General features: G+C 69.8%; 22 protein-coding genes. 19 read left to right on the top strand and 3 right to left on the bottom strand.

Going from position 1 to position 24026, the window contains the following annotated elements; translation table 11 throughout:
• Positions 1–52: 52 nt before the first annotated feature.
• Together METY_RS15785 and METY_RS15780 are read right to left on the bottom strand one after the other, a co-directional pair.
• Positions 53–643, bottom strand: a complete 591-nt coding sequence (locus METY_RS15785; RefSeq protein ID WP_103122347.1) for a YqaA family protein — start codon at positions 641–643, stop codon at positions 53–55.
• Positions 644–733: 90 nt separating this feature from the next.
• On the bottom strand, positions 734–2104 hold the full coding sequence (locus METY_RS15780; RefSeq protein WP_103122346.1) for a leucyl aminopeptidase family protein: 1371 nt from the start codon (positions 2102–2104) through the stop codon (positions 734–736).
• Between the two features lie 156 nt (positions 2105–2260).
• Here METY_RS15780 and METY_RS15775 point away from each other — a divergent pair, with 156 nt between their 5' ends.
• From METY_RS15775 to acs, 18 genes are all read left to right on the top strand, one after another.
• Positions 2261–3268: an NAD(P)H-quinone oxidoreductase gene (locus tag METY_RS15775; protein ID WP_103122345.1), complete on the top strand. Its 1008-nt coding sequence runs from the start codon at positions 2261–2263 to the stop codon at positions 3266–3268.
• 239 nt (positions 3269–3507) lie between these two features.
• Positions 3508–5280, top strand: coding sequence for an N-acetylglutaminylglutamine amidotransferase (locus METY_RS15770; RefSeq protein WP_103122344.1), 1773 nt, complete (start codon positions 3508–3510; stop codon positions 5278–5280).
• Positions 5281–5320: 40 nt separating this feature from the next.
• Positions 5321–7072, top strand: coding sequence for an N-acetylglutaminylglutamine synthetase (ngg, locus tag METY_RS15765; protein WP_444849095.1), 1752 nt, complete (start codon positions 5321–5323; stop codon positions 7070–7072).
• 56 nt (positions 7073–7128) lie between these two features.
• Positions 7129–8289 carry an osmoprotectant NAGGN system M42 family peptidase gene (locus tag METY_RS15760; protein ID WP_103122342.1) on the top strand — a complete coding sequence of 387 codons (1161 nt, stop codon included), beginning with the start codon at positions 7129–7131 and terminating at the stop codon, positions 8287–8289.
• Between the two features lie 78 nt (positions 8290–8367).
• Complete coding sequence (locus METY_RS15755) at positions 8368–8760, top strand: ester cyclase (RefSeq protein ID WP_103122341.1); 393 nt, start codon at positions 8368–8370, stop codon at positions 8758–8760.
• A 144-nt stretch (positions 8761–8904) separates the two neighbouring features.
• Entirely contained in the window at positions 8905–9672 is a 768-nt protein-coding gene (locus METY_RS15750) for a chorismate mutase (protein ID WP_103122340.1), read from the top strand.
• A gap of 25 nt (positions 9673–9697) precedes the next feature.
• A complete protein-coding gene (locus METY_RS15745) occupies positions 9698–10834 on the top strand; it encodes a pyridoxal phosphate-dependent aminotransferase (protein ID WP_103122410.1) in 1137 nt (378 codons plus the stop codon).
• Positions 10827–11762: a prephenate/arogenate dehydrogenase family protein gene (locus METY_RS15740; protein ID WP_103122339.1), complete on the top strand. Its 936-nt coding sequence runs from the start codon at positions 10827–10829 to the stop codon at positions 11760–11762. The genes METY_RS15745 and METY_RS15740 overlap by 8 nt, the downstream gene beginning before the upstream one ends.
• A 9-nt stretch (positions 11763–11771) precedes the next feature.
• Positions 11772–12635, top strand: a complete 864-nt coding sequence (mutM, locus tag METY_RS15735) for a bifunctional DNA-formamidopyrimidine glycosylase/DNA-(apurinic or apyrimidinic site) lyase (protein ID WP_103122338.1) — start codon at positions 11772–11774, stop codon at positions 12633–12635.
• Between the two features lie 168 nt (positions 12636–12803).
• The gene (locus METY_RS15730; protein WP_103122337.1) at positions 12804–13586 is read left to right on the top strand and encodes an enoyl-CoA hydratase; all 783 of its coding nucleotides are present in this window, start codon (positions 12804–12806) and stop codon (positions 13584–13586) included.
• Between the two features lie 145 nt (positions 13587–13731).
• Positions 13732–14538: a TSUP family transporter gene (locus METY_RS15725; RefSeq protein WP_103122336.1), complete on the top strand. Its 807-nt coding sequence runs from the start codon at positions 13732–13734 to the stop codon at positions 14536–14538.
• 13 nt (positions 14539–14551) lie between these two features.
• A complete protein-coding gene (locus tag METY_RS15720) occupies positions 14552–15052 on the top strand; it encodes a hypothetical protein (protein WP_103122335.1) in 501 nt (166 codons plus the stop codon).
• A gap of 73 nt (positions 15053–15125) precedes the next feature.
• On the top strand, positions 15126–15908 hold the full coding sequence (locus METY_RS15715; protein WP_103122334.1) for an AcvB/VirJ family lysyl-phosphatidylglycerol hydrolase: 783 nt from the start codon (positions 15126–15128) through the stop codon (positions 15906–15908).
• Positions 15909–16079: 171 nt separating this feature from the next.
• Positions 16080–16277, top strand: a complete 198-nt coding sequence (rpmI, locus tag METY_RS15710) for a 50S ribosomal protein L35 (protein ID WP_020187175.1) — start codon at positions 16080–16082, stop codon at positions 16275–16277.
• A gap of 57 nt (positions 16278–16334) precedes the next feature.
• Positions 16335–16709 (top strand): 50S ribosomal protein L20, encoded by a 375-nt coding sequence (gene rplT / locus METY_RS15705; RefSeq protein ID WP_020187176.1) that lies wholly within the window; start codon positions 16335–16337, stop codon positions 16707–16709.
• Between the two features lie 186 nt (positions 16710–16895).
• Positions 16896–17987 carry a phenylalanine--tRNA ligase subunit alpha gene (gene pheS, locus METY_RS15700; RefSeq protein ID WP_103122333.1) on the top strand — a complete coding sequence of 364 codons (1092 nt, stop codon included), beginning with the start codon at positions 16896–16898 and terminating at the stop codon, positions 17985–17987.
• A gap of 127 nt (positions 17988–18114) precedes the next feature.
• Positions 18115–20535 carry a phenylalanine--tRNA ligase subunit beta gene (gene pheT, locus METY_RS15695; protein WP_103122332.1) on the top strand — a complete coding sequence of 807 codons (2421 nt, stop codon included), beginning with the start codon at positions 18115–18117 and terminating at the stop codon, positions 20533–20535.
• Positions 20536–20757: 222 nt separating this feature from the next.
• Positions 20758–22713 carry an acetate--CoA ligase gene (gene acs, locus METY_RS15690; protein ID WP_103122331.1) on the top strand — a complete coding sequence of 652 codons (1956 nt, stop codon included), beginning with the start codon at positions 20758–20760 and terminating at the stop codon, positions 22711–22713.
• An 86-nt stretch (positions 22714–22799) separates the two neighbouring features.
• Here the strand turns inward: acs and METY_RS15685 are convergent, their stop codons facing one another.
• Entirely contained in the window at positions 22800–23219 is a 420-nt protein-coding gene (locus tag METY_RS15685) for a thermonuclease family protein (protein ID WP_244593690.1), read from the bottom strand.
• A gap of 287 nt (positions 23220–23506) precedes the next feature.
• On the opposite strand from METY_RS15685, the gene METY_RS15680 reads away from it, so the two are divergent.
• The gene (locus METY_RS15680) at positions 23507–24019 is read left to right on the top strand and encodes a L,D-transpeptidase (RefSeq protein ID WP_200819705.1); all 513 of its coding nucleotides are present in this window, start codon (positions 23507–23509) and stop codon (positions 24017–24019) included.
• Positions 24020–24026: the final 7 nt, after the last annotated feature.

Here is a 24026-nt window from a genome sequence, read left to right as displayed (position 1 = left end):
GCCACTCTATCTAAAAAAGCGCGAACGAAACGTCGCCGTTTCGGCGGAGCCGTCAGCCATTGAAGAGGTAGGGGGCCGCGACGAATCCGAGCACGACGAGGACGAGGGAGATCCAGAACACCTGGGTCAGCCGGGTGTCCATCAGCCGTTTCGCCTGCGGGCCGAACCGGTAGAGCAGCGCGCAGGGAAGCGCGAAGCGCACGCCGCGGGCGACGACGCTGGCCGCCACGAAGGTGACGAAGTCGAGCTGGGTCAGCCCGCTCGCGATGGTGATGACCTTGTAGGGAATCGGCGTGATGCCGCCGCCGATCAGCACCATCAGCCAGCCGTACTCGTTGTACGTGCCCGCGACCTCCTCGAAGTCGCCGGACATGCCGTAGAAGCGCAGCAGCGGCTCGCCGATCGCCTCGAACAGGAAGAAGCCGATGGCGTAGCCGAGGACTCCGCCGAGCACGGAGGAGACGGTGCAGATGAGGGCGTAGCGGAACGCCTTGGCCCGCTCGGCCAGGATCATCGGCAGCAGCATCACCTCCGGCAGGGCCGGAACGAACGAGCTTTCGACGAAACACAGCCCCGCCAGCGCGCGCTCGGCGTGCCGGTGCCGGGCCATCCTCAGCGACCAGTCGTAGACCCTCTGGAGCATCGTCCCCCGCGCCCTGTATTGCGCGAGGGTTATGGCCGATGCGGACGGCGCCCGTCCGCTCCGAAACGCCGCTCCAACGCCTTCGTGAACTCAGCGGCGGTAGCGCTCCGCGATCAGCGCCGCGAGCGCCCGCGCGCCCTGCGCCTCGCCGCCTTCGGGACGGCCGGGCTTCGCCGAGGGGGTCCAGGCGAACACGTCGAGATGGGCCCAGGTCTTCGCCTGGCCGACAAAGCGGCGCAGGAACAGCGCGGCGGTGATCGAGCCCGCGAAGGGGCCGCCGGAGATGTGGTTCACGTCGGCGACCTTGGAGGCCAGCAGGTCGTCGTAGGGGTTCCAAAGCGGCATGCGCCAGAGCGGGTCGTGCTCGGCCTGCGCGTGCCGCAGCAGGTCGGCGGCGAAGGCGTCGTCGTCGCTGTAAAGCGGCGGCAGGTCGGGCCCCAGCGCGACGCGGGCGGCTCCGGTGAGGGTCGCGGCGTCGACGATCAGCTCCGGCGCCTCCTCGTCGGCCAGCGCCAGCGCGTCCGCCAGCACGAGGCGGCCTTCCGCGTCGGTGTTGCCGATCTCGACCATCGGTCCCTTGCGGCTCGGGATCACGTCGCCGGGCCGGAAAGCGTCGCCGGAGATCGCATTCTCCACCGCGCCGACGATCAGCCTGAGCCGAACGGGGATCTTGGCGCCCATGACCATGTCGGCGGCGGCGATCATGACGGCCGAGCCGCCCATGTCCTTCTTCATCAGCAGCATGGAGGCGTCGGGCTTGATGTTGAGGCCGCCGGTGTCGAACACCACCCCCTTGCCGACAAGGGTCACCTTCGGCGCGTCCTCAGGGCCCCACACGAGGTCGACGATCCGGGGCGCGCGGTGGGCGGCGGCGGCCCGGCCGACCGCGTGAACGAGCGGAAAGTTTTGGGCCAGCAGATCGTCGCCGACGATCGAGGTCACCGTCGCGCCGTGGCGCTCGCCAAGCGCCCTGATCGCGGCTTCGAGTTCGACGGGGCCGAGGTCGTTGGCCGGCGTGTTGATGAGGTCGCGGGCGGTCTCGACCGCCCGGACCGTCCGCTCCAGCGCCGCGACGTCGACGCCATCGGGGGCGACGAGGCGGATGTCCTTCGCGGCCGGCTTGCCATAGCGGGTGAAGCGGTAGAGGCCGAGGGCGAGGCCGAGCGCCCCCAGCCGCGCGTTCTGACCGGCGTCCTCGAAGCGGTAGGTCCCGGCGGGCAGGACGCTGGCGAGCTTGCCGGCGAGGAAGGGGTTCTTCTCGCGCGCGCTCGCGCTTTCCGTGATGAGCGCCACGCCCGCCAGCCCGCCGTCGGAGGCCGGGACTGCGAGCGTCGCTCCGGCCGTGGTCTCGAAGCCGGTCGCTCTCGCCCATCCGCGCGCCGCCTCCGGGAGGACGCCGCCTGCGGGAACGAACCAGATCGGCGTGGCGCTGTCGGCGGCTGGGACGAAGATCGACGGCATGGGGGACCTCCAAACACGGATCGTTCAAACGCGGGCGACGTCATCGCACATTTCGGACGACGAGGGCGCCACCGGCCGCGCGAGCCTTGCCCCGGCCGGCCGGACGCGCCAAACCCTTTTTCCGCAAGCGAGGCATACCAGCGAGGCGCTCAACCGATGACCGATCTTCCGACCGAGATGGCCTACGTCCGGGCAGACGGGGCCGGAGAGCCCGACGTGCTCCGCCTCGCGCGGGGCCCGCTGCCGGAGCCGGGCGAGGGCGAGGTGCTGGTCGAAGTCGCCGCGGCGGGCGTGAACCGGCCGGACGTGATGCAGCGCAAGGGCATGTATCCGCCTCCCCCCGGCGCGCCCGAGACACTGGGGCTCGAGATCGCCGGCCGGATCGTCAAGCTCGGCGCTGGCGTGACCAACTGGGCGGTCGGCGACGCCGTCTGCGCCCTGATCGCAGGCGGCGGCTACGCCGAATACGCCGTCGCCCAAGCGGCGACCTGCCTCGCTGCCCCCAAGGGCCTGTCGCTCGTGGAGGCCGCCGCCGTCCCCGAGACCTTCTTCACGGTCTGGACCAACGTGTTCGAGCAGGCCGGGCTCAAATCCGGCCAGCGCTTCCTGGTCCATGGCGGCACGAGCGGGATCGGCACGACGGCGATCCAGCTCGCCAAGGCCCGCGGAGCGACGCCCTACGCCACCGCCGGCGGGGCCGATAAGGTCGCCTTCTGCGAAAAGCTCGGCGCGGCGAAAGCGATCGACTACCGCACGGAAGACTTCGTTGAGGTGCTGAAGGCCGAGACCGGCGGCAAGGGCGTCGACGTGATCCTGGACATGGTCGGCGGCGACTACACCGCCCGGAACCTGAAGTCGCTCGCCTTCGGTGGCACCCTGGTGCAGATCGCCTTCATGCAGAGGCCGAAGGTGCAGATCGACCTGACGCCCATCATGCTGAAGCGCCTCACCCTCACCGGCTCGACCCTCCGCGCCCGGCCGGTCGCCCAGAAGGCCGCCATCGCCGAGGCGTTGCAGCGCGAGGTCTGGCCGCTGATCGAGAGCGGCGCGGTGAAGCCGGTGATCCATGCGACCTTCCCGCTGGCGGAGGCCGCCGAGGCCCACCGCTTGATGGAGGGCAGCTCGCACATGGGCAAGATCATCCTGACGACCGGCAAGGGCTGAAGCTTTCGCCCGCTTTCCGCGCCGGCGGCCCTTACCGCCGGCGCCCCACCGGCGCCGTTACGACGGCCAAGGGCGCGTCTCGACGCCTCCTCGGCGCGCCGATCCTGTCCAAAAGACTCGCCTTTCCGCGCGTTCGCCTTAGCTCCTCCCCGCAAGAGCCGACGCATGCCCAGGTCCGCCGTCCATCCCGACGGGCCGCGGAGGCGCGTCCGGCGTTCCATCTTGAGGCGACAGGCGACATGTGCGGAATCTGCGGCGAGTTCACGTTCCTCGGTCAGCCGGCATCGGTCGAAGCCGTGGCGGCGATGGCCGGCTGCATGGTGTCCCGCGGGCCGGACGGCGAGGGAATCGTCGCCCGCGGCCGCGTCGCCTTCGGCCACCGTCGGCTGAAGATCATCGATCTCAGCGAGAAGGCTGAGCAGCCGATGGTCGATCCCGACCTCGGGCTGACCATCGTCTTCAATGGCTGCATCTACAATCACAAGGAGCTCCGCGTGGAGCTCGAGGCGAAGGGCCACCGTTTCTTCTCGGACGGCGACACGGAGATCATCGTCAAGGGGTGGAAACAGTGGGGGACGGAGCTGCCGAAGAAGCTGTTCGGCATGTTCGCCATCGCGATCCACGAGCGCGACTCCGGCCGCGTGATCCTCATCCGCGACCGCCTCGGCATCAAGCCGCTCTACGTCTCCGAGGGCGCCGGCCGGGTGCGGTTCTCGTCGTCGCTCCCGTCGCTGCTGAAGGCGGGCGGCGTCGACACCACGATCGATCCGGTCGGGCTCAACGCCTACATGACGTTCCACTCGGTGGTGCCGGCGCCGCGCACCATTCTCGCAGGCGTCCGCAAGCTGCCCCCGGCGACCCTGCGCATCTATGAGCCGGACGGCCGCACCAAGGAGGAGGTCTACTGGGCCGTCTCCTACGAGCGCTCCGCCGCCGACGTCGCGCGTTCCTTCGACGAGTGGCGCGAGCAGGTGCACCAGTCCTTACGCACGGCGGTGAAGCGCCGCATGGTCGCGGACGTGCCAGTCGGCGTGCTGCTGTCGGGCGGCGTCGACTCCAGCGTGGTGGTGGCGCTGCTGGCGGAGCTCGGCCACCAGAACGTCGAGACCTTCTCGATCGGCTTCGAGGCCCGCGGCGGCGAGGAAGGCGACGAGTTCAAGTATTCCGACATCGTCGCGCAAAAGTTCGGCACCAAGCACCACAAGATCACGATCGAGGAGCGCCGGATGCTGGACGCGCTTCCCGGCGCGATCGACGCCATGTCGGAGCCGATGGTGAGCCACGACTGCGTGGCGTTCTACCTCCTCTCGGAAGAGGTGCGGAAACACGTCACCGTCGTGCAGAGCGGCCAGGGGGCGGACGAAATTTTTGCCGGCTATCATTGGTACCCGCCGGTGGCCGCCTCCAATGCGCCGGCCGCGGACTACGCCCGGGCGTTCTTCGACCGCGACAACGCGCGGTACAACGCGCACGTCACGGAACAGTACGCGACCGCCGACCACGCCCGGGCCTTCGTCGAGGAGCACTTCGACACGCCGGGCGCCGACGACGCCGTCGACAAGGCGCTGCGCCTTGATAGCACCGTGATGCTCGTCGACGACCCGGTGAAGCGCGTCGACAACATGACCATGGCGCATTCGCTTGAAGCCCGCGTGCCGTTCCTCGACCACGAACTGGTCGAGCTCGCGGCGCGCATCCCCGGCGAGCACAAGCTCGCGGACGGCGGAAAGGGCGTGCTGAAGGATCTCGCCCGGCACATCGTACCGAAGGAGATCGTCGACCGGCCGAAGGGCTACTTCCCGGTGCCCGGCCTCAAGTATCTCGAAGGTCAGACGCTCGAGATGGTGCGCGACGCGCTCGGCAGCCAGGCCGCCCGCGAGCGGGGGCTGTTCCGGCCCGAGTATCTCGAAACCCTGTTCGACGATCCGACGGCGCACATCACGCCGCTGCGCGGCTCCGAACTCTGGCAATGCGCGCTGCTGGAGGTGTGGCTCCAGACCCACGGCGTCTGAGCGCCCGTCGACCGACCGACAACGAACGAAAGAGCCGAACATGATCGTTTCGGGAGACGCCGCGGCCCTCGCCTATCGCAACGGGCGGGGCCTTATGGGCGAAGCGCAAGAGGGGACTATGGCCAACACCACCGACGCGATCGTCGACTGCGGTTGGGGCCGACTGTTGTTCGCCCAGACCTTCGCCGATCCCAAGACCCTCGCCGAGGCCTTGCGCGAGGAGGGCCCGGACGCCCGCGACATCGCCGTCTACGTGGACGATCCCCACGTCCTGCTCGCGCAGGCGCCGCTCGAGCTCTTCCTCGACCCGAGCCACATGTTCCGGCTCGACCTCACGACCTACGAGCCCTCGAAGCGCGGACAGCGCGCGTTCGTCGTGCGCCGCGTGGAGCAGGCCCGCGACGCCGAGGAGATCAACCGCATCTACTCCGCGCGCCACATGGTGACGGTGCGGCCCGACTTTTTCGATCGCGCCCGCGAGGACGACGTCGTGATTCACCTCGTCGCCGAGGACGCGCGGACCCACGCCGTGATCGGGACCGTCACCGGCGTCAACCATGGCCATGCCTTCGGCTGCGGCGAGAAAGGCTCGTCGCTGTGGTGCCTCGCGGTCGACCCCCAAGCCCCCCATCCCGGCGTCGGCGAAACGCTTGTGCGCCGCCTTGCGGAGACGCTGCGGGACCAGGGCGCGCTCTGGATGGACCTGTCGGTCATGCATGACAACGCGCAGGCGATCAGCCTCTACGAGAAGCTCGGCTTCGCCCGCATTCCAACCTTCTCGGTCAAACGCAAGAACTCGATCAACGAGCGGCTGTTCATCGGCGACCAGGGCGCAGAGGGCCTCAATCCCTATGCGAAGCTTATCGTCGACGAGGCGCGGCGCCGCGGCATCGGGGTGGACGTGACGGACGCGGAGGGCGGCTTCTTCCGCCTGACCCACGGCGGCCGCTCCATTCTCTGCCGCGAGAGCCTGAGCGAGCTGACCACCGGCGTCGCCATGTCGATCTGCGACGACAAGGCGGTGACGCGTCGGGCCGTGTCCCGCGCCGGCGTCGCCGTTCCCGAACAGATCGAGGCCGGTGAACGGGAGGAAATCGAAACCTTTCTCGCCCGTCACGGCGCGGTGGTGGTGAAACCCGCGCGCGGCGAGCAGGGGCGCGGAATCGCCGTGGGGCTTCGAACGATCGACGAGGTCGAAGCGGCGGTGGAGCGCGCCAAAGCGTTCTGCGACCGCGTGTTGATCGAGCAGATGGCCGAAGGCGAAGACCTCCGGCTGATCGTCATCGACTTCAAGCTGGTCGCCGCCGCCGTGCGCCGTCCGGCCCAGATCACCACCGACGGCCGCTCGACCATCCGCGCGCTGATCGAGGCGCAGAGCCGGCGCCGCTCCGCAGCGACCGGCGGCGAAAGCCAGATTCCGATCGATACCGAGACCGAGCGCTGCGTGCGGGCGGCGGGCTTCGCGCTCGACGACGTCGCGCCGCCGAACCAGACCCTCGCCGTCCGTAAGACCGCGAACCTGCACACCGGCGGCACGATCCACGACGTCACCGGCGTGGTGCACTCCGCGCTGGTAGAGGCTGCTGTGAAGGTAGCGCGCGCCATCGATATCCCGGTCGTCGGCGTCGACCTCATGGTGCGCGCGCCGCATGAGCCGACCTACGCCTTCATCGAGGCGAACGAGCGGCCAGGCCTCGCCAACCACGAGCCGCAGCCGACCGCCGAACGCTTCATCGACCTGTTGTTCCCGCTGTCGATGCCGGCGAGCGTGCGGCGGATGGGGCTGGGGTGACGGCCGTCAGCTCGTGGTATTGAGGCCTCTCGAATCGCTCCAACCGCGGAGACCCCATGCCGCGTCTCGACGTCGACATCGACTATCTTGGCGACCAGCTCAAAGCGCTGCTTAGGATCCCGAGCCCCTCGGGCTTCACCGACACCATTACCCACGCGGTGGTCGACGAACTGCAGCGTCTCGGCGTCGAGCCCGAGGTCACGCGCCGGGGCGCCATCCGCGCCCGGCTGAAGGGCCGGGCCAAAGATCCCTCCCGCGCGCTGATCGCCCATCTCGATACGCTGGGCGCGCAGGTGAAGTACCTCAAGCCGAACGGACGGCTGGAGCTGGTGCCGATCGGGAGCTGGTCCGCCCGCTTCGCGGAAGGCGCGCGCTGCACGATCTTCACCGAAGCGGGCGCCTACCGCGGCTCCATCCTGCCGCTGAAGGCCTCCGGCCACACCTACGCCGACGAGATCGACACGCAGCCGACCGGCTGGCCCTATGTCGAGGTGCGGGTCGACGCGCTGGTGCGCGACGTACCGGACCTCAACCGGCTCGGCTTCCACGTCGGCGACGTCGTCGCGATCGATCCGGAGACCGAGTTCCTCGAGAACGGCTTCATCGTCTCGCGCCATCTGGACGACAAGGCCGGCGTCGCGATCCTGCTGGCCACGCTGAAGGCGGTGATCGACTCCGGAAAGAAGCCCGCGGTCGACACCTGGTGGATCTTCTCGATCGCCGAGGAGGTCGGCGTCGGCGCTTCCGCGGTGCTCCCGCACGACGTCGCCGCCATGGTGACGATCGACAACGGCACCACCGCGCCGGGGCAGGCGTCGGACGAGTTCGGCGTGACGATCGCCATGGCCGACCAGACCGGACCGTTCGATTACCATCTCACCCACGAGCTGATCCGGCTCGCGCGCGACAACGACATCCGACACCAGCGCGACGTGTTCCGCTACTACCGGTCCGACAGCGCCTCGGCCATCGAGGCGGGCGTCGACGTGCGCACCGCGCTGGTCACCTTCGGCATCGACGCGAGCCACGGCTACGAGCGCATCCACATGCACGCCCTGCGCTCGCTGGCCGAACTGATGACCGCCTATGTGACAAGCCCGATCGACATCAAGCGCGACGCGAAGCCGGTCGGCTCCATTGAGGGCTTTCCGCATCAACCGATCGAGCCGGCCGAGCCGGACATCGAGCCGGGCGAACAGCTGCCTGCGGAGGGCTGACGGCGCGGCGTCGATTCCCTCGCCCGGCCACTGCTCGGGCGACGCGCCATGATCGCAATGTCACGGGTTCGATCACCCATGCCAAGCAACGACGATCTCGAGGCCGCGTACCGCGGCTACATCGCCTGCCTCAATGGCCGGGACTGGACGATGCTCGACCAGTTCGTCCACGGCGACGTCCGTCACAACGGCAGGCCTCTGGGGATCGCCGGCTATCGGTCCATGCTGGAGGCCGATTGCGAGCGAATACCTGATCTGCGTTTCAGCGTTGAGCTTCTGGTCGTAGACCCACCGCTGGTGGCGAGCAGGCTGGACTTCGACTGCACCCCCAAAGGCGAGTTTCTCGACCTGCCCGTGCACGGCCGGAGGGTGCGGTTCTGCGAGAACGTCTTCTATCAATTTCGCGACCGACGGATTCTGGAAGTCTGGTCGGTCGTCGATAAGGCCGCGATCGAAGAGCAGCTTCGCTAGGCCGCCGCCCCCGCCCTTCTTCCGTCGCCGGATCTTTCCGCCGATCCTGCGCGGCGAGGTCGCGCGGTTTGCCTCTCGCCTTCGCTCGTCTATGAAGGAGCCGCCGCGGGCGAGAGGTCTGCCGGCCGAGCCGAAGACGCCGCCATGAACGACGCGACCCCTGATCCGCTGACCGACATCCGCCGTGAGATCGATCGGATCGACGAGGCCATGCATCGGCTGCTGATGGAGCGCGGCGCGGTCATCGACCGGCTGATCGCCATCAAGCGCACCTCGCAGACGGGCTCGGCGTTCCGGCCGGGACGCGAGGCCGACATGATGCGGCGGATCGCAGGACGGCATGAGGGCCGCCTGCCGCTTGCTACCGCCGAGCACCTCTGGCGCACCATCATCGCGACCTTCACCCATGTGCAGGCGCCCTTCACGCTGCATGTGGAGCAGGGTCCCCAAGCGCTCGCGATGCACGACCTCGCCCGTTTTCACGTGGGCTTCGACGTGCCGCTGGAAGGTCACGCCTTGCCCGGCCGCGTGGTGGAGGCGGTGCGCGCCTCGACCGGCGACCTCGGTCTCGTCCGCCTTGAGCCGAAGCCAGCCGGCGCTTGGTGGGAGGCGCTCGGCGGCGAGGGCCCGCAGGTCATGGCTCGCCTTCCCTTCCTGCCAGCGGAAGGCCATCCCGCGCCGACGCCTGCGCTCGTCATCGCCCGGCCGCTTGGGCCCGGCAGCGCGAGCGAGGTGTCCGTCTGGGCGGTGCATGACGACGGCGACCTCGCGCTGGCGCCGGATGTCGAAACCCTGGCTGCGGTCACGCGCAACGGCGTCCGCAACCGGCTCGTCGCCGCTCCCGGGGCGGAGCCTCCCGCGCCCAACGCCCTGCCGCTCGGCGGCTATGCGCAGCCGGCCGCGGCGCGCTGATCCCGTTTCACGAAAGCCCATCTCGATGACGTCCGCGTCCCCCGCCGCCCTCACACCTGCCGATCGCCCGTCGCCCCGGGCGGGCGCGCTCGCGATCGAGGCCTATGTGCCCGGCAAGAGCAAAGCGCCGGCCGGCGTGAAGCTCCATAAGCTCTCGTCGAACGAGACGCCGCTCGGCGCGAGCCCGCGCGCGATCGAGGCTTTCCGGGACGCGGCGGGCCATCTGGAAATCTACCCGGACGGCTCCTCCACCGCGTTGCGCGAGGCGATCGGCCGGGCCTACGGGCTCGATCCGGCGCGCATCGTCTGCGGCGCGGGTTCCGACGAGCTCCTGTCGCTGCTGGCCTATGGCTACCTCGCCCCGGGCGACGAGGGCGTCTTCACCGAGCACGGCTTCCTCGTCTACCGGATCGCGATCCTCGCCGCCGGCGGCGTCCCCGTGGTCGCGCCCGAGACCAACCTGACGGCCGACGTCGACGCCATTCTCGCCTGCGTGACCGATCGCACGCGCCTCGTCTATCTGGCGAACCCCAACAACCCGACCGGCACCTACCTGCCGTTCGACGAGGTGAAGCGGCTGCACGCCAACCTGCCGGGCCACGTGCTGCTCGTGCTCGACGCGGCCTACGCGGAGTACGTCCGCGCCAATGATTACGCCGCCGGCATCGAGCTCGTGAGCGGCTCGGAGAACGTGGTGATGACGCGCACCTTCTCGAAGGTGCATGGCCTCGCGGCGCTGCGCATCGGCTGGATGTACGGACCGGCGGCGGTGGTCGACGTGCTGAACCGCATCCGCGGGCCGTTCAACCTGTCGGCCCCGGCGATCGCAGCCGGCGCCGCGGCGATCGCCGACCGCGCGCATCTGGACGCCTCTGTCGACCACAACGCCCGCTGGCTGACGACGCTCACCGACGAGATCCGCGCGCTCGGCCTTGCGGTGACGCCGAGCGTGGCGAACTTCGTGCTGGTGCATTTCCCCGACGCGCCCGGCCGCACCGCGGCGGAGGCCGACGCCTTCCTGACCGCCCGGGGCGTGATCCTGCGCGCGGTCGCCTCCTACGGCCTGCCGCATGCGCTGCGGCTGTCGATCGGCTCCGAGGAAGCGAACCGCGCCGTGCTCGACGGGCTGAGAGCCTTCCTCGCGGGCGGCGCCCGTGGCTGACGCGCCTCTGTTCGACCGGGTCGCCATCATCGGCCTCGGCCTTATCGGCTCTTCGATCGCCCGGGCCGCAAAGGCCGGCGGCCTCGTGGGAACGCTGGTCGCCGCCGACCGGGACGCCGCAGTGCGCGCGCGCGTGGCCGAACTCGGCATCGCCGACGTCGTCGCCGAAAGCGCGGCGGAAGCGGCCGAGGCCGCCGACCTCGTCATCGTCTGCACGCCCGTCGGCGCCTGCGGCGCGGTCGCGGCCGAGGTCGGGTCGCGGCTGAAGCCAGGCGCGATCCTCTCCGACGTCGGCTCGGTGAAGGGCGCGGTCGTGCGGGACATGGCCCCGCACGTGCCGCCCTACGCCACCTTCGTGCCCGCTCATCCCATCGCCGGCACCGAGGACTCTGGACCCGACGCCGGCTTCGCCGAGCTGTTCCGGGGGCGCTGGGCGATCCTGACGCCCCTGTCGCCCGCCGATGAAGGCGACGTCGCGCGGCTCGGCGGGTTCTGGGAAGGTATGGGCGCGATGGTCGACACCATGTCGGTGGAGCACCACGACCTGGTCTTCGCCATCGTCAGCCACGTGCCGCACCTGATCGCCTACAATATCGTGGGCACCGCCGCGGACCTCGAGGAGGTGACCCAGCAGGAGGTCATCAAATACTCGGCCTCCGGCTTCCGCGACTTCACGCGCATCGCCTCCTCCGACCCGACCATGTGGCGCGACGTGTTCCTCAACAACCGCGAGGCGGTGCTGGAGATCCTCGGCCGTTTTGTGGAGGACCTGACGGCGCTGCAGCGGGCGATCCGCTGGGGCGAGGGCGACACGTTGTTCAACCTGTTCACCCGCACCCGCGCCATCCGCCGCTCGATCGTAGAGCAGGGCCAGGACACCGCCGCTCCCGACTTCGGCCGGCGAGCGGCCGCGTCGGCGAAGGACTGACGAGGCGGGATGCCCGAGCTCCCCGAGGTCGAGACCGTCCGCCGGGGGCTTGCGCCGGTCATGGAGGGCCGCCGCATCCTGAGCGTGGACGCGCGCCGCCCGGACCTGCGCTTTCCCTTTCCCGAACGGTTCGCGGCGAGGCTCAAGGACCGCACCGTCACGTCGCTGGGACGCCGAGCGAAGTACCTGCTCGCCGACCTCGACGACGGCGAGGTGTTGGTGATGCACCTCGGCATGTCGGGCTCGTTCCGCATTCTTCTCCCCGAAGCGGAAGTCGCGCCGGGATCGTTCCACCACCCCCGCTCCAAGGCCGCGATCCACGACCACGTGGAGTTCGCGTTCGAGGGCGGCGCCACGGTGACTTACAACGACCCCCGCCGCTTCGGCTTCATGACGCTCGGCCCGCGCGCGACCCTCGAGACGCACCCGCTGTTCCGCCACGTCGGGATCGAGCCGCTCGGCAACGCGCTGGACGGCGCCCTGCTGCTGCGCCTGTTTGGGACCAAGCAGACAAGCCTGAAAGCCGCGCTGCTCGACCAGCGGCTGATCGCGGGCCTTGGCAACATCTACGTCTGCGAGGCGCTGCACCGGGCGAAGCTTTCGCCGACCCGCGCCGCGGGCACGCTGACGATCCGGAAGGCCAATCTGCTGGCTGACGCGATCCGCGCGGTGCTCGAGGAGGCCATCGCCGCCGGCGGCTCGACGCTGCGCGACTTCGCCCACGCCGACGGGGCGCTTGGCTATTTCCAGCACGCGTTCCGCGTCTACGACCGCGAAGGCGACCCCTGCCCGACGCCGGGCTGCCGCGGCGTGGTCCAGCGCATCGTGCAGACGGGGCGCTCGACGTTCTTCTGCGCGCAGTGCCAGAAATGAGCGGCCGAATCCCCCACAGGCGTCGTCCGCCGGCTTGACCGGAGGAACCCGTCGTCGACGTCGAGCGTCACGCCGGACATGGATGGTCCGGTCAAGCCGGACCATGACGCGCTCTAAACGATATGTTCCCTTCACGGCCAAACGCCGCCGTCGCTTCTGAGAGGCCCCATGACCGACGCCGTTTACGAAACCCTGCTCGTCGAGACCCGCGGCGCCGTAGGCCTCATCACGCTCAACCGCCCGAAGGCGCTGAACGCCCTGAACGCGCGGCTGATCGCGGAGCTGGCGGAGGCCTTCGAAGCCTTCGAAGCGGACGACGCGGTGGGCGCCGTGGTGGTGACGGGGAGCGAAAAGGCGTTCGCGGCCGGCGCCGACATCAAGGAGATGGCGCAGAAGACCTACGCCGAAGCCTTCCTCGAGGACTTCGGCGCTGGCTGGCGGCGGATCACCACCTGCCGCAAGCCCTCGATCGCGGCGGTGGCGGGCTATGCGCTCGGCGGCGGCTGCGAACTCGCCATGATGTGCGACATGATCTTCGCCGCTGACACCGCGAAGTTCGGCCAGCCCGAGATCACCCTCGCCATCATCCCCGGCTTCGGCGGAACCCAGCGGCTGACGCGCGCCGTCGGCAAGGCCAAAGCCATGGACCTGATCCTGACCGGCCGGATGATGGACGCAGGCGAAGCCGAGCGCGCCGGTTTGGTCGCCCGGGTCGTCGCGCCGGAGCGGCTGGTTGACGAGGCGTTGGAGGCCGCGGCGAAGATCGCTTCGTTCTCGCGCGTGGCGGTGCTCGCCGCCAAGGAGGCGGTGAACGTGGCGCAGGAAACGAGCCTCGCCGAGGGCGTCCGCTTCGAGCGCCGCGCCTTCCAGGCCCTGTTCGCGACCGACGATCAGACCGAGGGCATGGCGGCCTTCGTTGAGAAGCGGAAGCCGACGTTCAAGAACAGATAAACCCCGCCGACCCCAGTTCCATGTCATCTCGGACGGCCGCAGGCCTGGCCGATCGTCCGCCGGACCCCCGCCTTATTGCTCCTCGATCCCGGCGCGCGCTTCGCTCGGCCGGGATGACGCCCGTCCTCTCGCCTGGCGCAGCCCCTTGGATCTTCCTCTCGAAATTCTCGCGCTCTTCGCCGTGGTGGGTTTGCTCGCGGGCGTGGTGGACGCCATCGCCGGCGGCGGCGGGCTGGTGACCGTGCCGACGCTGCTGCTTGGTGGGCTCGACCCGGTGTCGGCCATCGCCACCAACAAACTGCAGGGCGCGATCGGCACGGCCGCCGCCACCGCCCGCTTCGCCCGGGCCGGCATGCTCGACGTCCGGTCTCCTGCGACATGGGGGCTGTCGATCGCGGCCTTCCTCGGCGCGGTCGCCGGCGCCGCCCTCGTCGCCTTCGCGCCCGTCGAGCTCATGCGGGCCGCGCTGCCCTTCCTTCTGATCGCGGTCGCGCTCTATTTCACCTTCGGTCCACGGCTGTCCGACGTCGACGGCCGAGCCCGGCTGGGGCCGGTCGCCTTCGCGCTCGGCGTCGCAGCTCCCATCGGCGCCTACGATGGGCTGTTTGGGCCCGGCGCCGGCGCCTTCTACATGATCGGGCTCGTGGGACTGGCGGGCCTCGGCGCGGTGAAGGCCGTGGCGCGCACCAAGCTCCTGAACCTTTCGTCCAACCTCGCAGGACTGATCGTGTTCATCTTGGCCGGACACGTGGTGTGGTCGGCCGGCCTCGCCATGTCAGCGGGGACGTTGGTCGGCGCCCGGCTCGGCGCCGGCCTCGCGCTGAAGCACGGCGTCGGCCTGGTGCGCCCGCTCGTCATCGTGGTGGCCCTTGCCCTCTCCGCGCGCCTGATGTTCGATCCCGCCACCCGGTGGGCGCAATGGTCAGATCGGCGTTCTGACCGTGTCCGATAGCGAAAGATCGCCGTTGCGCGCCTCGACCTTCGCCCTCGCCCTTCTGGCCGCGGTCGCAGCCACTTCCGCTCTCGCCGCCGAGACCGGCGGCTGCGGCGCTTTCGCCTGGCCGATCGAGCCGGACAAGGCGCTGCTGGCGGCCGCCCCCATGGCCGAGAGCGGCGCGCGGCTCGATCTCTCCCGTCCCGCCGCCGTGCGGCTGGTGCTGACGGACGCCGCCAAGGCCGGCTTCGAGCTGCCGCCGGGCAAGCCGGCGGCGGCCGCGGCGCCAGCCGGCGTGCTGCGCTTCGAAGCCAGAACCGGCGCGTACCAGATCACCATGACGGAGCGTGTCTGGATCGACGTGGTGCAGGCCGGCAAACGCCTGGACGAGGCGGGATTCTCCGGCGTGCTCGACTGCGAGGGGGCGCGCAAATCCGTCCGCTTCGAGCTCCAGGACGGACCGGCGACGGTCCAGATCAGCGGCTCGCCGTCGCGCACCGTCGGAATCGCGGTGACAGCCCTGCCGCAGTGACGTATGGCGGCCCTGACCGCGCCGCAATCCGCGCGCGACGTCGAGCCATCCGGATGGCCTGCGGAACTTGCCTATGACGCCGCGCCGCGCTCTGATCAGCCTCGCCTTCGCCGGCGCCGCCCTCGCGGCCACGCCGGTCCTCGCCCGGACCTTTCATCACTGGTTTCCCGGCTTCGCCGCGGCGGCGCTGCCCCCCGGAGAAACGCTGCCGGAGATCGCGGACCTGCCTGTCGTGGCGGTCGCGCCCCGCGCCGGCCCACCTCGCGCCGCCGTAATCCTTGTCACCGGGAGCGGCGGATGGGCCGACCTCGACCGTAAGCTCGCCGCGGGCTTCGCCGCCGAAGGGATCGCGACGCTCGGGCTCGACAGCCTGCGCTACTTCCTCGCGCCACGGTCGCCGGACGAAGTCGGAGCCGACGTCGGCCGCATGATCGAGGCCGCCCGCCGCGTCTGGGGCGTGGAGGACGTGGCGCTGGTCGGCTACTCCTTCGGCGCCGACACGGTTCCAGTCGCCTACAACCGGCTTCCGCCGGCCGACCGCGCCGCCGTGCGCGCCGTCGCGATGCTCGGCTTGTCCCGCAGGGCGGATCTCGCGATGGGCGTGGCAAAGATCGTGGCGCGGTTCGACGGCTACCCGCAGTCGACCGCGAGCGAGGTCGCGCGCGTCGCGCAGGCCCCGGAGCGCGCGGCGATCGTTTGCGTCTACGGCGAAGAGGAGCAGGCGGAGGGCCGCACGCTCTGCCCATCGCTCGACCCGTCGCGCGTGCGCTTGATCGAGACCGCCGGCGGCCATCATTTCGACGGCGATTACGCCGCCCTCGCCCACGCCGTGGCGGCGACGCTGAAGCGCGCGTGAGCCGTTGCAAACGAACGGGAGCCCGCGTATAAGCCCGGCTTCCGCGCGTGCCCGGCCTGACATGGGCTGCCGTGGCGCGCCCCTCAACTGCTCGAAGCCTCGGGCTTGGCCGGTCTCCCCTCCGCGGGCGGCGGTCGATTGCCGGAGGCTTCTCCTCATTCGGAGAGCGAAATGCCCAAGATCAAGTCCAAGTCGGCGGCGAAGAAGCGTTTCCGCTTCACCGCGACCGGCAAGGTCATCTCCGCCCAGGCCGGTAAGCGCCACGGGATGATCAAGCGCACCAACAAGCAGATCCGCAACCAGCGCGGCACGACCATCCTGACCCCGCAAGACGCGCGGATCGTCCGGACGTTCCTGCCCTACGGCTGACGCGTCGACGCTTCCAAAGCGCTCATCCCGAACACCTGAGACGAGAGATTTACGACCATGGCTCGCGTTAAACGGGGCGTCACGTCCCACGCCAAGCACAAGAAGACGCTCGACGCCGCGAAGGGCTTCTACGGCCGTCGCAAGAACACGATCCGCGCGGCGAAGGCCGCCGTCGATCGGTCGATGCAGTACGCCTACCGCGATCGCAAGAACAAGAAGCGCACCTTCCGCGCGCTCTGGATCCAGCGCATCAACGCCGCGGTTCGCGAGCACGGCCTGACCTACTCGCGCTTCATCGACGGTCTCGCCAAGGCCGGCATCGAAGTCGACCGCAAGGTGCTCTCGGATCTCGCGATCCACGAGCCGGCCGCCTTCGCCGCGATCGCGCTGAAGGCCAAGGACGCGCTTCCGAAGGAAGCCGCCTCGGCGTGATCCTCGGAGCGGCCCGTCCAGCGCCGCTCCTTCTGATCCAAGCTCGTCGTCATGCCCCGGCGTGTCCGGGGCATCCACAGCAGTCGTAGAGCTCCACGCCGCCGGTGGATCCCCCGGACAAGCCGGGGGATGACGTTGCGTTTCAGGCCCGGGGACAAACCCGGCCGAGCGGAAGCGGCGTCTCGCATGACCGACATCGACAGCCTCAATGCCCTCGAAGCCGACGTGCTGGCGCAAGTCGCCGGCGCCGCCGACGAAGCCGCGCTCGAGGCCGTGCGCGTGGCGGCGCTTGGCAAGAAGGGCTCCGTCTCCGAAAAGCTGAAGACGCTGGGCTCCATGAGCCCGGACGACCGCAAGACCTTCGGTCCGGCGCTCAACGCGTTGCGCGACCGGGTCGCTGCGGCGCTCGGAGAACGGAAGGCCGCGCTCGCCGACGCGGCGCTGGAGGCCAGGCTCGCCTCCGAGCGGCTCGACGTCTCGCTCCCCGTGCGCGAGAGCGGCCTCGAGACTGGCCGTATCCATCCCGTGAGCCAGGTGATGGACGAGCTCACGGCGATCTTCTCCGCCATGGGCTTCTCGGTCGCCGAAGGTCCGGACATCGAGACCGACGAACTCAACTTCACGGCGCTGAACTTCCCCGTCGGCCATCCGGCCCGCGAAATGCACGACACCTTCTTCCTACCCGAGAAGCCGAACGGCGAGCGCCTGCTGCTGCGCACGCACACCAGCCCCGTGCAGGTGCGCACCATGAGGAGCACGCAGCCGCCAATCCGGGTGATCTGCCCCGGCCGCACCTACCGCTTCGACATGGACCAGACGCACACGCCGATGTTCCATCAGGTCGAGGGCCTCGTCATCGACAAGGAGGCCCATCTCGGCCACCTGCGCTGGGTGCTCGAGGAATTCCTCAAGACCTTCTTCGAGGTGCCGTCGGTCGAGCTCCGGTTCCGCCCCTCGTTCTTCCCCTTCACCGAACCGTCGATGGAGGTCGACGTCCGCTGTCGGAAGCTGCCCAACGAGGTGCGCATCGGCGAGGGCGACGACTGGCTCGAAATTCTCGGCTGCGGGATGGTCCACCCCAACGTGCTCCGCAACTGCGGCGTCGATCCGGACGTCTACCAGGGCTTCGCCTGGGGCATGGGGATCGACCGCATCGCGATGCTGAAGTACGGCATGCCCGACCTGCGCGACCTGTTCTCCGCGGACGCCCGCTGGCTCAGCCACTACGGCTTCCGCCCGCTCGACTTCCCGACGCTCGCGGGCGGGCTGAGTTCGTAAGGCGCGTCATCCCGCGCGGCCGCAAGGCCGATCCGGGATCGTTCGCCGTGAAAGACGCCTTTTTCTGACGACGATCCCGGCTCCGCGCTTCGCTTCGGCCGGGAAGACGCCCTGAGGGCCAATCCACATGAAATTCTCCCTCTCCTGGCTGAAAGAGCACCTCGCCGGCGACGCCGATCTCACGACGGTGACGGATACGCTGACCCGCGTGGGCCTCGAGGTCGAGCACGTGGAGGACAGGGCGGGCGACCTCTCGGCCTTCGTGGTTGGCCACATCCTCGACGCCCAGCGCCACCCCAATGCGGACAAGCTGCAGGTCTGTTCCGTCGACGTCGGCAAGGGCGCGCCGCTGCAGGTGGTCTGCGGGGCGCCAAACGCGCGGACCGGCCTGAAGGTGGTGTTCGCCGCGCCCGGCACGGTGATCCCGTCCTCCGGCGTCAAGCTCGGCGCCTCCGAGATCCGCGGCGTCGCCTCCGGCGGCATGCTGTGCTCCTCGCGCGAGCTGGGCTTGGGCGACGAGCACGACGGCATCCTGGAGCTGCCCGCCGACGCGCCCGTCGGCCGCCCCTTCGCGCCGCTTGTCGGCCTCGACGACCCGGTCATCGAGATCGCCGTCACGCCCAACCGTCCGGACTGCCTCGGCGTCCACGGCGTCGCCCGCGATCTCGCCGCAGCGGAGATCGGCGAGCTGATCGAGCCGCCCGCCCGCACGGTCCGGGGCGCTTTCCCTTGCCCGACGGCCGTCCGCTTCGACTTCGGCGACGCCGAGCCGCTGTCGCCGTTCTTCGCGCTGCGCCTTGTGCGCGGCGTCAGGAACGGGCCCTCGCCCGAGTGGCTGCAGCGCAAGCTGAAGAGCATCGGCCAGAAGCCGATCAACGCGCTCGTCGACGTCACCAACTACCTGACCTTCGACCGCGGCCGCCCGCTGCATGTGTTTGACGCCGCCAAGGTGAAGGGAGACCTCGTCGTACGCCGCGCGCGGGCGGGCGAGAGCCTCCTTGCGCTCGACGGCAAGACCTACGCGCTCGACGAGACCATGTGCGTCATCGCCGACGACAACGGCGTTCAGTCGATCGCGGGCGTCATGGGCGGCGCCGCCACGGGTTGCGACGCGACCACGACCGAGGTGCTGATCGAAAGCGCGTTGTGGGACCCGCTTAACATCGCCCGCACCGGCCGCGCGCTGAACGTCCACTCCGATGCCCGCCACCGCTTCGAGCGCGGCGTCGACCCGGCCTTCACCTTGCCGGGCCTCGAGCTCGCGACCCAGCTTGTCATCGACATCTGCGGCGGCGAGGCGTCCGACATCGTCACCGCCGGCGAGATTGTCGAGCGCGACCTGATCCTCGACTTCCCCGTCTCGGAGGTGAAGCGCCTCGCGGGCCTCGCCGTCACCCCGGCCGAGGTCAAGGTCCCGCTCCACCGGCTGGGTTTCTGGGTCACCGGCCAGGGCGAGCTGCTGAAGGTCGCGGTGCCGAGCTGGCGCCCGGACGTGTCGGGCAAGGCCGACATCGTCGAGGAGGTGGTGCGCATCATCGGGCTCGACCGGGTGCAGGCGACGCCTCTGCCGGCGGGCGCCAGCGTCGGCGGCGCGAAGCTCAGCCCGGTGCAGCGCCGCGCCCGCATCGCGCGTCGGGCCCTCGCGGCCCGCGGCATGGTGGAGGCCGTGACCTGGTCCTTCGTCTCCAAGGCGCAGGCCGACAGCTTCGGCGGATCGAAGCCCGAGCTTGCGCTCGCCAATCCGATCGCCGCCGACCTCTCCGACATGCGCCCCAGCCTGCTGCCGGGCCTGATCGCCGCCGCCCAGCGCAACGCCGACCGCGGCCTGTCCGACGTCGCGCTGTTCGAGGTCGGGCAGGTGTTCTGGGGCGACCGTCCCGAGGACCAGAAGATCGCCGCAGCCGCCATCCGGCGGGGGACGGCCAAGGCGCGCGGCGCCGGCCGTCATTGGGGCGAAGCCGCCGCGCCGGTCGACGCCTTCGACGCCAAGGGCGACGCTCTCGCCGTGCTCGCGAACCTCGGGCTGCAGCCTTCGGCCGTCCAGATTGCGCAAGGGTCCGCGCCGGCGTGGTTCCATCCCGGACGCTCGGGCGTGCTGCAGCTTGGTCCCAAGGTCGTGCTCGGCGCCTTCGGCGAGCTGCACCCACGCACGCTTGCGGCGCTCGGGGTCTCCGGTCCGCTCGTCGGCTTCGAGTTGATCCTCGACGCGCTGCCGCAGCCTAAGGCGAAGCCCACGCGAGCGAAGCCGCCGTTCGACGGCTCGGCGTTCCAGCCGCTCTCCCGCGACTTCGCCTTCGTGGTGGACCGCGACGTGCCCGCCGGCGAGCTGATCCGGGCGGCGCAGGCGGCGGAGCGGAAGCTCGTGACCCGCGTCGACCTGTTCGACCGCTACGAAGGACCGGGCGTGCCCGAAGGCAAGGTCTCGCTCGGCCTCGCCGTCACGCTGCAGCCGCGCGAGAAGACGCTGACCGACGCCGAGATCGAGGAGATTTCCGCCCGCATCGTCGCCCAAGTCGCCAAGGCCACGGGCGCGACCCTGCGGGGCTGAGTCCCTGCATCAAGTCTCCGTCAAGGCCCGCCCCCGGCGGCGGCGCGAGCTTTGCCGCGTGGAAGCCTTGACCTAGCTCATGGTCAGACGCCCACCGTCTGCGCGCAAAGTACAAGCTCGCAGCCGCTTGAGGCCGCGCGGCGCCGCAGCATAAGCTGGCGCGAGACCAAAAGCCCGCCGCCGTCACGAGCGGGCGGAACCGACGCCCGGGAGGCGAGCGAGATGTCCGAGAAACTGCACCCCGTTCCTCAGGAGTGGGCGAAGCGCGCCCATGTGGACGCCGCCAAGTACGACGCGGACTACGCCCGCTCGATCCAGGATCCCGACGGCTTCTGGGGCGAGGTCGGCAAGCGAGTCGACTGGATCACGCCCTTCACCAAGGTGAAGAACGTGTCCTATGCGCCCGGGAACGTCTCAATCAAATGGTACGAGGACGGCGCGCTCAACGTCGCCGCCAACTGCGTCGACCGCCATCTGGAGACCCGCGGCGACCAGGTCGCGATCCTGTGGGAGGGCGACGATCCGAAGGACTCCAAGGCGATCACCTATCGCCAGCTGCACGAACAGGTCTGCCGCTTCGCCAACGCGCTGAAGGACCGGGGCGTCGCGAAGGGCGACCGGGTCACGATCTACCTGCCGATGATCCCGGAAGCCGCCTACGCCATGCTCGCCTGCGCCCGCATCGGCGCGATCCACTCGATCGTGTTCGGCGGCTTCTCGCCGGACAGTCTGGCGAGCCGCATCGAGGGCTGCGCGTCAAAGGTCGTCATCACCGCGGACGAGGGCTTGCGCGGCGGCCGCAAGGTGCCGCTCAAGGCGAACACGGACGCGGCGATCGCCAAGGTCGGCGGCGTCGACACCGTCTTCGTCGTCACCCGCATCGGCGCCGACGTGGCCTGGACCGAAGGCCGCGACGTCCGCTACGAGGACGCGGTCGCGGAGGCTTCGCCCGAGCACGAGCCCGAGACGATGAACGCGGAGGACCCGCTGTTCATCCTCTACACCTCCGGCTCCACCGGCCAGCCGAAGGGCGTGCTGCACACCACCGGCGGCTATCTTGTCTACGCCTCCTACACGCACCAGCTGATCTTCGACTACCACGACGGCGACGTGTACTGGTGCACGGCGGACGTCGGCTGGGTGACGGGCCACTCCTACATCGTCTATGGCCCGCTTGCGAACGGCGCGACCACGCTGATGTTCGAGGGCGTGCCGAACTATCCCTCCACCTCCCGCTTCTGGGAGGTGGTCGACAAGCACAAGGTCAACATCTTCTATACCGCGCCCACCGCGATCCGCGCCCTGATGGGCGGCGGCGAGGAGCCGGTGAAGAAGACCTCGCGGGCCTCGCTGCGTCTGCTCGGCTCCGTGGGCGAACCGATCAACCCGGAAGCCTGGGAATGGTACTACCGGGTCGTGGGCGACAGCCGCTGCCCCATCGTCGACACCTGGTGGCAGACCGAGACCGGCGGCATTCTGATCACGCCGCTGCCCGGCGCGACGGATCTCAAGCCCGGCTCCGCCACCAAGCCTTTCTTCGGCGTGAAGCCGGAGCTGGTCGACGCCGAAGGCAAGGTGCTGGAGGGCGCCGCCGAGGGCAACCTGGTGATCGCGGACTCGTGGCCCGGCCAGATGCGCACGGTCTACGGCGACCATAAGCGCTTCGAGGACACCTACTTCTCGACCTACCCCAACAAGTACTTCACCGGCGACGGCTGCCGGCGCGACGCCGACGGCTACTACTGGATCACCGGCCGCGTCGACGACGTCATCAACGTCTCCGGCCACCGCATGGGCACCGCCGAGGTCGAGAGCTCGCTGGTTGCGCACGAAAAGGTGGCCGAGGCCGCGGTCGTCGGCTATCCGCACGACGTCAAGGGCCAGGGCATCTACGCCTACGTGACGCTCAACAGCGGCGTCGAGGGCGACGACGCGCTCCGCAAGGAGCTGATCGCCTGGGTGCGCAAGGACATCGGCCCGATCGCGGCGCCGGACCTGATCCAGTTCGCGCCGGGCCTGCCGAAGACCCGCTCCGGCAAGATCATGCGCCGCATCCTGCGCAAGATCGCCGAGGACGACTTCGGCGCGCTGGGCGACACCTCGACGCTGGCCGACCCCGGCGTGGTCGACGACCTGATCGACCACCGCCAGAACAAGGCGAAGAGCCAGGCGGCCTAAGCGCCGGGCCTGCGACGAGCGACGTCATCCCGGACGGCCAGAGGCCGATCCGGGATCGTCTTCTGGATCCAGCCCTCCACGCGCGCTCAGCACCAACCCGTGCGGCGGCCGCCGGCGTAGGCGCGGCCGTGGCCGGCTTTGATCAGGGTCTCGGCCACGTCGCCGACGCCGGACGCCGTTACGCGCGCGACCACGCGCCCGAAATACTTGTCGCCGCGCACGCCTGTAAGCGTCAGCGGACGGTCGCGGAGAAGGTCCGCCAGCGCCTCCCGGGCCGCCTCCGCCGAGGCGATCTCGACCGCGCACCGGCCGCGCCGCTCGGGCGTGTCGACGCCGTCGATCCGCACCCGCGCTACGATCTCCTGGCCAGGAAACGCCTGCACCCGAGCCTCGAAGGTGTCTCCGTCGACCACATCGAGCGCCGTGGCGCGCAGCCCCGGAAGTGATGCGGTCTGCGGCGACGGCGGCGCGGCGGGCGGCGGCGCGGCCTCTGGGAGGAGCAGCAAGGCCGCCGCCGTCACGGCCGCGCCAACGACCGCCCCAGCGAGCCCATCCGTGAGACGGCGACGACTGACATAAGACCAGAATCGGATCATGGTCCCAGTCACGGGTCTGTTTATGTCTAAATCAAGGAACAAAGTCCTTATTCAGCATTAGACAACTATAACGACCGTGCGTGCGGCCGCTGTGCAACCATCGACAGCGGCTACACGTTGTTAGGCCGGCGTGAACCGGACGCGCGGCACAAGAGTGCAGTCGTCTTCAAGTTGATCGGGTTGCTTAGGTGCGTTTCATGGGGAAGAGGTGGTGGTTCGCTCTGGGGGCGTTTGCGCTGGCGATCGCCGGCCCGCATCCGGAGGCGGCGGCGCGCGAAATCGTGCCGTTCGACAGCGACGCCTACAGCGCGGGCACCATCGTCGTTCGCAACGCGGAGCGGGCGCTCTACCTCGTCGGCGGGGACGGCCGGGCGATGCGCTACCGGGTCGCGGTCGGCAAGCCCGGCAAGCAATGGTTCGGCTCCGCATGGATCAAGGGTAAGTACGTGCAGCCGGCATGGTCTCCCCCGGAGGACGTCCGCCGCGACAAGCCGAACCTACCGGACGTGATCCCAGGGGGCAGCCCAAGGAACCCCATGGGGCCGCGCGCGCTCCTGCTTGACCGCGACCAGTACGCGATCCACGGCACCAATCGCCCGAAGTCGATCGGAACCTACGCGTCCTATGGCTGCATCCGCATGCGCAACGAGGACATCGTCGACCTCTACGAGCGTGTCCGCGTGGGCGGCAAGGTCGTCGTGGTGCCCTGACGGCTGA

Origin of the sequence: Methylopila sp. Yamaguchi, assembly GCF_002897035.1 — a bacterium.
Lineage (GTDB): Bacteria > Pseudomonadota > Alphaproteobacteria > Rhizobiales > Methylopilaceae > Methylopila.
This window is presented reverse-complemented; position numbering and strand designations above follow the sequence as displayed.

What these genes read in the sequence shown, in the direction of transcription:
- METY_RS15785 (WP_103122347.1), bottom strand. Translation starts at nt 643, where the DNA reads ATGCTCCAGAGGGTCTACGACTGGTCGCTGAGGATGGCCCGGCACCGG.
- METY_RS15780 (WP_103122346.1), bottom strand. Translation starts at nt 2,104, where the DNA reads ATGCCGTCGATCTTCGTCCCAGCCGCCGACAGCGCCACGCCGATCTGG.
- METY_RS15775 (WP_103122345.1), top strand. Translation starts at nt 2,261, where the DNA reads ATGACCGATCTTCCGACCGAGATGGCCTACGTCCGGGCAGACGGGGCC.
- METY_RS15770 (WP_103122344.1), top strand. Translation starts at nt 3,508, where the DNA reads ATGTGCGGAATCTGCGGCGAGTTCACGTTCCTCGGTCAGCCGGCATCG.
- ngg (WP_444849095.1), top strand. Translation starts at nt 5,321, where the DNA reads ATGATCGTTTCGGGAGACGCCGCGGCCCTCGCCTATCGCAACGGGCGG.
- METY_RS15760 (WP_103122342.1), top strand. Translation starts at nt 7,129, where the DNA reads ATGCCGCGTCTCGACGTCGACATCGACTATCTTGGCGACCAGCTCAAA.
- METY_RS15755 (WP_103122341.1), top strand. Translation starts at nt 8,368, where the DNA reads ATGCCAAGCAACGACGATCTCGAGGCCGCGTACCGCGGCTACATCGCC.
- METY_RS15750 (WP_103122340.1), top strand. Translation starts at nt 8,905, where the DNA reads ATGAACGACGCGACCCCTGATCCGCTGACCGACATCCGCCGTGAGATC.
- METY_RS15745 (WP_103122410.1), top strand. Translation starts at nt 9,698, where the DNA reads ATGACGTCCGCGTCCCCCGCCGCCCTCACACCTGCCGATCGCCCGTCG.
- mutM (WP_103122338.1), top strand. Translation starts at nt 11,772, where the DNA reads ATGCCCGAGCTCCCCGAGGTCGAGACCGTCCGCCGGGGGCTTGCGCCG.
- METY_RS15730 (WP_103122337.1), top strand. Translation starts at nt 12,804, where the DNA reads ATGACCGACGCCGTTTACGAAACCCTGCTCGTCGAGACCCGCGGCGCC.
- METY_RS15715 (WP_103122334.1), top strand. Translation starts at nt 15,126, where the DNA reads ATGACGCCGCGCCGCGCTCTGATCAGCCTCGCCTTCGCCGGCGCCGCC.
- rpmI (WP_020187175.1), top strand. Translation starts at nt 16,080, where the DNA reads ATGCCCAAGATCAAGTCCAAGTCGGCGGCGAAGAAGCGTTTCCGCTTC.
- rplT (WP_020187176.1), top strand. Translation starts at nt 16,335, where the DNA reads ATGGCTCGCGTTAAACGGGGCGTCACGTCCCACGCCAAGCACAAGAAG.
- pheS (WP_103122333.1), top strand. Translation starts at nt 16,896, where the DNA reads ATGACCGACATCGACAGCCTCAATGCCCTCGAAGCCGACGTGCTGGCG.
- pheT (WP_103122332.1), top strand. Translation starts at nt 18,115, where the DNA reads ATGAAATTCTCCCTCTCCTGGCTGAAAGAGCACCTCGCCGGCGACGCC.
- acs (WP_103122331.1), top strand. Translation starts at nt 20,758, where the DNA reads ATGTCCGAGAAACTGCACCCCGTTCCTCAGGAGTGGGCGAAGCGCGCC.
- METY_RS15680 (WP_200819705.1), top strand. Translation starts at nt 23,507, where the DNA reads ATGGGGAAGAGGTGGTGGTTCGCTCTGGGGGCGTTTGCGCTGGCGATC.